The organism is Synechococcus sp. R55.7 (assembly GCF_047461955.1).
In the GTDB taxonomy this organism is placed as follows: domain Bacteria; phylum Cyanobacteriota; class Cyanobacteriia; order Thermostichales; family Thermostichaceae; genus Thermostichus.
In genome coordinates this window covers 1-1,041 of sequence record NZ_JANSIC010000385.1, presented here as the reverse complement: position 1 = coordinate 1,041, position 1,041 = coordinate 1, and the positions used below count along the sequence as shown (strand labels likewise).

Below are 1,041 nucleotides of genomic sequence, written 5' to 3'. Positions count from 1 at the left end.
AGGGACTTCCCTTAGGGCCAATCCTGAACGCAAACCACCTGCTGGGTTTGGGCAGATCGCTCGGCTGCCTCGGCCACCGCCAGGGCGTGGAGCATGTTTTCAGTATGGATATAGAGGGGTCTGCCGTGGCGCAGGTGATCCAGCACCATGCGGGTGTCTTGCTCGAACAGGCCGTGGCGGGATCCCGTCTCTAGAGGGTGGGCGCTGCCGGGCCGCAGCAACGTTGCCTCTTCGCCGTTGATCAATAGGCCCCCCCGTTGACCGTGGAACTCCAGTAGCCGCTGCGAGCACCACAGGGAATCCCCCTTGCCATAGGTCAACACCGCCAGCAACCCACTGGCAAAACTCAGCTGGGCTGTGCAGTAGCAACTGCTGTAGCGGTGGGGCAGATCCGGCCCGTCGTAGCGCAGTTGGCAGCTCACCCGTTCTACCCTGCCCAACAAGTCCACCAAGCGGTGGATGCGAGAAACGGCCCCCATGAGGGGGAAGCCAAACAACTCAGGCCGATAGGTCCAGCGATCGGGGGCGGGGTGGGTGGCGGTGAGAGTGATGTAGCGAACGGCAAACAGCTTGCCCAACCCTTCCAGCTCTTGTTTCAGCAACCGGTGAACGCCGCTAATTAGCTCGATGTGTTCGACGTGCAGCAGCACTTGCCGCTCGGCTGCCAATTGCACCAAGGAACGCGCTTCGGCAGCGCTGAGGGCGAGGGGATATTCCACGACGGTGTGGATCCCTGCCTCCAGAGCAGCACGGGCAATGGCGGCATGATCCCGATTGATGGTGCTGACAAAAACCAGATCCAGCCGCTGCTCGCCCAACAGAGAAGACCAGTCCGAATAGGCGACGGCCCCCAACTCGGCGGCAAAAGCATCGCTCCGGTCGGGAGCTCGACCGGCAACAGCGACAATCTGCACTTGCCCATCTTTGCGCAAGGCCTCGGCCCGTGAGCGAGCTGCGTAGCCGGTGCCGATGATCCCCACCCGCAAGGTTTGTTCCCTCCCCTAGCCTGCCTCTGTCTGTAGCATCACACAGGAGGGATCC

1 protein-coding gene is annotated in these 1,041 nt (G+C 62.2%); it reads right to left on the bottom strand.

Going from position 1 to position 1,041, the window contains the following annotated elements; genetic code table 11:
* Positions 1-11: 11 nt before the first annotated feature.
* Positions 12-980 carry a Gfo/Idh/MocA family protein gene (locus tag NW820_RS12650; RefSeq protein ID WP_238376973.1) on the bottom strand — a complete coding sequence of 323 codons (969 nt, stop codon included), beginning with the start codon at positions 978-980 and terminating at the stop codon, positions 12-14.
* Positions 981-1,041: the final 61 nt, after the last annotated feature.